At 69.9% G+C, this 5,979-nt stretch carries 3 protein-coding genes and 1 pseudogene; 1 reads left to right on the forward strand and 3 read right to left on the reverse strand.

The features are described 5' to 3' along the window. Positions 1-115: 115 nt before the first annotated feature. Together FRW57_RS15855 and metH are read right to left on the reverse strand one after the other, a co-directional pair. Positions 116-772, reverse strand: coding sequence for an HAD family hydrolase (locus FRW57_RS15855; protein WP_275263156.1), 657 nt, complete (start codon positions 770-772; stop codon positions 116-118). 122 nt (positions 773-894) lie between these two features. After that, positions 895-4,440, reverse strand: a complete 3,546-nt coding sequence (gene metH, locus FRW57_RS15860; RefSeq protein WP_203230361.1) for a methionine synthase — start codon at positions 4,438-4,440, stop codon at positions 895-897. A 128-nt stretch (positions 4,441-4,568) separates the two neighbouring features. Here metH and FRW57_RS15865 point away from each other — a divergent pair, with 128 nt between their 5' ends. Beyond that, entirely contained in the window at positions 4,569-5,429 is an 861-nt protein-coding gene (locus FRW57_RS15865) for a PAC2 family protein (protein ID WP_152186451.1), read from the forward strand. Positions 5,430-5,507: 78 nt separating this feature from the next. Here FRW57_RS15865 and FRW57_RS23340 read toward each other — a convergent pair. Beyond that, positions 5,508-5,979: pseudogene (locus FRW57_RS23340) on the reverse strand (hypothetical protein); the annotation flags it as partial.

Below are 5,979 nucleotides of genomic sequence, written 5' to 3' on the forward strand. Positions count from 1 at the left end.
ACCACGACCGTGGCCCGGGCCGCCTGTCGGAGCCTGGTGCCTCCGGGGTCGGACGCGACCAGCCGGTCCCGGGCGTCCCGCAGCTCGCCGCGGGCCGACGGGAGCCGGACGGACATCACCCGAAAAGAGCCTGGAGGTCGCCGGGCCGAAGACCCTCGAGCGTCGGCACCTGCACCGCACCGGCCATCTCCGGCACCGGCACAGCGTGGGGCACCGCGAGGGTGCGCACGCCGGCGCTCACGGCGGAGGCCACACCGGGTGGCGAGTCCTCGATGGCCAGGCACTCCGAGAGCGGGACACCGAGCGCCCGGCTGGCGGCGCGGTAGGGCTCGGGGTGCGGTTTGCCGTGCTCCACCTCGTCGCCCGTGATGACGTGGGCGAACGTTCCCGCCGGGAGCGTCCCGATGAAGACGTCCGCGAGCCTGCGCCAGGACATCGTCACGAGGACGCATGGCACACCGGCCGCGATGAGTCCGTCCAGCAGCTCACGCGCGCCGGGACGCCACGGAGTGTGCTCCGACACCCGCGCCACCACCCCGTCGAGCAGGTGCTCCACGACCTCCAGCGGCGTCATCGCGATCGACGAGTGGTCGATGATGTACCGCGCCGACACCAGCAGGTCGTTGCCGACCAGGGCCAGGCCGTGCTCGTGCGTCCACACCCCGCCGACGCTCTCGACCAGGGCGCGCTCCTCGGAGATCCAGTAGGGCTCGGTGTCGATGAGCGTGCCGTCCATGTCCCACAGGACAGCCCCGGGCAACCGGCTCTTCACGTGGGATGACTCATGTCGGGGTCCCCGCGAAGTATCGGAGCGCAGCGGGGAACTTCGTGGGGTGACTCATGTCGGGGTCCCCGCGAAGTATCGGAGCGCAGCGGAGAACTTCGTGGGGTGACTCATGTCGCGTTGAAGTACTTCGCCTCGGGGTGGTGCACGACCAGCGCGTCGGTGGACTGCTCGGGGTGCAGCTGCAGCTCCTCCGAGAGGCTCACGCCGATCCGCTCCGGGTCGAGCAGCGCCACGGAGACCTTGCGGTCCTCGAGGTTGGGGCAGGCGGGGTAGCCGAAGGAGTAGCGCGAGCCGCGGTAGGCCTGCTTCAGGATTCCGCCCAGCTCTTCGTCGTCCTCGGCGCCGTGGCCGAGCTCCTCGCGGATCCGCGCGTGCCACATCTCGGCCAGCGCCTCGGTGAGCTGGACCGACAGGCCGTGCAGCTCGAGGTAGTCGCGGTACTCGTTCGCGGCGAAGATCTTGGCGGTCTCCTCCGCGATGCGCGGGCCCATGGTCACGAGCTGGAAGGCGATCACGTCGGGCCGTCCGTCGGCGTCGTAGCGCTCCTTGCTGCGGAAGAAGTCCGCCAGGCAGAGTCGCTTGTCGCGCCGTTGCCGCGGGAAGGTCAGTCGCGCCCGCTCGCTGCCCTCGCCCCCGCCCTCGTGGTGCAGGATGACGATGTCGTTGCCCTCGCTGTAGCAAGGAAAGTAGCCATAGACCACCGCCGCCGCCAGGAGGCCGTCGGTCTTGATCCGGTCCAGCCACATCCGCAGCCGCGGCCGCCCTTCGCTTTCCACCAGCTCCTCGTATGACGGGCCGTCGCCGCGGCTGCCGCGCAGCCCCCACTGCCCGAGGAAGGTGGCGCGTTCGTCGAGGTAGGCCGCGAAGTCGGCCTGGGCCACCCCCTTGACCACGCGGCTGCCCCAGAACGGCGGGGTCGGGATGTCGTTGTCCGCAGCGATGTCCGAGCGGGTGGTGTCGCGTAGCGCGGCATCGTCGACCTCGGTGTGGACCGGGCGGACCCGTCGCTTGCGTAGCTCGGGCAGCGTGTCGGCGAGGGTGAGGTCGGGGCTGGTGCGAGCCTTGGCGATGGCGTCCATGAGGCGCAACCCCTCGAACGCGTCGCGGGCATAACGCACCTCGCCCTGGTAGATCTCGGCGAGGTCGTTCTCGACGTAGGCACGGGTCAGCGCGGCACCACCCAGCATGATAGGCCACCGCGCGGCGTAGCCGCGGGAGTTGAGCTCCTCGAGGTTCTCCTTCATCACCACGGTGGACTTGACCAGCAGTCCGCTCATCCCGATGGCGTCGACCTGGTGCTCCTCGGCCGCGCGCACGATCTCGTTGATCGGCTGCTTGATGCCGATGTTGACCACGTCATACCCGTTGTTGGACAGGATGATGTCGACGAGGTTCTTGCCGATGTCGTGCACGTCGCCCTTGACGGTGGCCAGCAGGATCCGGGCCTTGGTCTCCCGCGTGCCGTCCTCCGCACCCTCGATGTAGGGCTCGAGGTAGGCGACCGCAGCCTTCATCACCTGGGCGGACTGGAGCACGAACGGCAGCTGCATCTCGCCCCTGCCGAACAGCTCCCCGACGGTCCTCATCCCATCGAGCAGGTTGTCGTTGATGATGTCGAGCGCCTTGTGACCCTTGTCGAGTGCGGTCTGCAGGTCAGCCTCGAGGCCCTGCCCCTCGCCGTCGATGATGCGGCGGGCGAGACGCTCGTCGAGCGGCAGCGCGGCCAGCTCGTCGGCGCGCGAAGCCTTGAGCGAGGCCGAGTCGACGCCCTCGAAGAGCTCGAGGTACCGGGACAGCGGGTCGTAGGTCACGTCGCTCTCCCCCGGTTCTCCGGACCACTGGCGCCGGTCGAAGACCAGGTCCAGGGCGCACTCCCGCTGCTCCTCGGGGATCCGCGCGATCGGGATGATCTTGGCGGCGTGCACGATGGCCGAGTCGAGCCCGGCCTTGACGCATTCGTGCAGGAACACCGAGTTGAGCACCACCCGGGCCGGCGGCGCGAGGCCGAACGAGACGTTCGAGACGCCGAGGGTGGTCTGCACCTCCGGGTGGCGGCGCTTGAGCTCCCGGATCGCCTCGATCGTCTCGATCCCGTCGCGGCGGGTCTCCTCCTGGCCCGTGGCGATCGGGAAGGTCAGGCAGTCCACGATGATGTCCTCGACCCGCATCCCCCAGGTGTTCGTGAGGTCCTCGACCAGGCGGGAGGCGACTGCCACCTTGTGGTCACGAGTGCGGGCCTGACCCTGCTCGTCGATGGTGAGCGCGACCACCGCGGAGCCGTGCTCCTTGACGATCGGCATGACGCGGGCGAAGCGGGAGCCCGGACCGTCGCCGTCCTCGTAGTTGACCGAGTTGACCACGGCCCGGCCGCCGAGCAGCTCCAGCCCGGCCTCGACCACCGGAGGCTCTGTCGAGTCGAGCACCAGCGGCAGCGTGCTCGCGGTGGCGAGCCGCGAGACGAGCTCCTTCATGTCACCGACGCCGTCGCGACCGACGTAGTCGACACAGACGTCGAGCAGGTGCGCGCCGTCACGGGTCTGGTTGCGTGCGATCTCGACGCACTGGTCCCACTGCTGCTCGAGCATCGCCTCCCGGAATGCCTTGGAGCCGTTGGCGTTCGTGCGCTCGCCGATCGACAGGAACGACGCGTCCTGACGGAAGGGGACGTGCTGGTAGAGCGACGCGACACCGTGCTCGGTCCGCGGCCGGCGCGGGGTGAGGGGCTGGCCACCCACCGCCTCGACGACCTGACGAAGATGCTCCGGCGTCGTGCCACAACATCCACCGACGAGCGAGAGGCCAAACTCCTTCGTGAACTGGGTGTGCGCGGCGGCCAGTTCCTCCGGGGTCAGCGGGTAGGCCGCGCCGTCCTTGGTCAGCTGCGGGAGCCCGGCGTTCGGCATACAGGTGATGGGGATCTGGGCGTGGCGCGACAGGTGGCGCAGGTGCTCGCTCATCTCCGTGGGCCCGGTGGCGCAGTTGAGGCCGATGCCGTCGATCCCGAGCGGCTCCAGGGCGGTCAGCGCGGCAGCGATCTCCGAGCCCATGAGCATGGTCCCGGTCGTCTCCACGGTCACCTGGACGAAGACGGGCAGCGTCTCTCCGGCGGCCGTCAGCGCGCGCTTGCTGCCGATCACGGCAGCCTTGGCCTGCAGCAGGTCCTGGCTCGTCTCGATCAGCAGCGCGTCGACCCCACCGTCGATCAGCCCGCGCGCCTGCTCCTGGTAGGCGTCTCGCAGCGTCGCGAACGGCAGGTGCCCGAGGGACGGGAGCTTGGTGCCGGGCCCCATCGAGCCGAGCACGAAGCGCGGCTGTTCCTTCGTCGACCACGCCGCGGCGGCCTCCGCGGCGATGCGGGCACCGGCCTGCGCGAGCTCGTGGATCCGGTCGGAGATGCCGTATTCGCCAAGGTTGGCGAGGTTGGCGCCGAAGGTGTTGGTCTCCACGGCGTCGACCCCGACCTCCAAGTAGGCATCGTGGATGCCCCTGACGACGTCGGGCCGGGTCACGTTGAGGATCTCGTTGCATCCCTCGTGGTCCTGGAAGTCAGCCATCGAGGGGTTGGCGTCCTGGAGCATGGTGCCCATGGCACCGTCCGCGACGACGACGCGTTCGGACAGGATGGTGCGGAAGAGGTCGGAGCGGCTGCTCAATGTCTTGGACCTTGTCTGTTGGGAACGCGGCGAGTCTATCGGCGTGCCGTCCCCAAGCAGCGCGGCATTCCGTAGGCTGGGCGGGTACCCGTCGCATCCGGCGCTCGGGCCCCGTGAGGAGGCACCTGTTGATCGAGCTCGACGACGTGACGGAGCTGCACGACCCGATCATGGTCGCCGCCTTCGAGGGATGGAACGACGCCGGCGAGACGGCGACGTCGGTCATCGAGCACCTGGCCGACGTCTGGGATGCGACCCCGGTCGCCGCGATCGACCCGGAGAACTACTACGACTTCCAGGTGAACCGACCGCGCTCCGTGACCGAATCGGGCCGCAGACGCATCGAGTGGCCCACCACGCGGATCCTGCGGGCCGGCTCGACCCCGCTCGACCGCGACGTCCTGCTCGTGCAGGGGATCGAGCCCTCGACCCGGTGGCGCTCCTTCACCACCGAGCTGTTGGACTTCGCGACGGCGTCCGGTGTGACCATGCTCGTGACGCTCGGTGGTCTGCTCGCCGACGTGCCGCACACGCGCCCGATCCCGGTCACCGCAACCTCGGATGACCCCGACGTGCGTGACCGCTTCGACCTCGACTCCAGCACCTACGAGGGACCCACCGGCATCATCGGCGTCATTGCCGAGGCGGCGGCACAGGCCGAGCTTCCCTCGCTGTCGTGCTGGGCGGCGGTGCCCCACTACGCCGGCAGCGTCCCGTCGCCGAAGGCCACATTGGGCCTGGTCTCCAAACTCGAGGACCTGCTCGACATCGTCATACCGCACGGTGACCTCGACGAGCAGTCCCGGGCGTGGGAGCACGGGGTCGACGAGCTGGCCGAGTCCGACGAGGAAGTCGCGGAGTACGTCCACTCTCTGGAGGAGGCGCAGGACACCGCCGAACTCCCCGAGGCCACCGGTGACGCGATCGCCAAGGAGTTCGAGCGCTACCTTCGCCGCCGCGGTGAGGACGACCAGCCCGGCCGCCAGTGATGCGATCACCAAAAGGCTCGAACCTCACCTGAGCGGAGGCTCGTGGCGCGGACCGGCCCTGGGCGCGGTTGGTTCACCTCAGGCGCTGGCTTGGAGGTGGTTGGTCGGGTGGGTGGGGTAGTCCTGGCCGGCTGGTGAGGTCCGGGTGCAGGTGCCGTCGGGGGTCATGGCGAGGTGCCAGCCGGCTTGGTGTTTGGCGCGGTGGTGGTGTTTGCACAGGCAGTGCAGGTCGGCGACGGTGGAGCTGTTGGCGGGGATGACCCCGATGCCGGGGATGAGGCAGCCGGCGGGGTCGGCCCGCAGCCAGGCCGGGGTGTCCGCGGTCAGGGGTGCGGCCGGGGTGGTGGTCTCGTGGGCGGGGTGCAGCATCCCCCCACCCGCGGGGCCCAGCTGGGTGTAGCCGGACCCGCCCGGCCCGCCGGCACAGCCACGATCCACCCCCGCCAACCCGCCGCCCGCACCGTGGTCGTCGGCATCGGTATCGGCATCGGTGTCGGTGTCGGGAGGGGTCTCGGGGGGCCGGTCGGCCCAGGTGTCGTCGACGGCGAAC

Origin of the sequence: Segeticoccus rhizosphaerae, assembly GCF_009192725.1 — a bacterium.
In the GTDB taxonomy this organism is placed as follows: Bacteria; Actinomycetota; Actinomycetes; order Actinomycetales; family Dermatophilaceae; genus Segeticoccus; species Segeticoccus rhizosphaerae.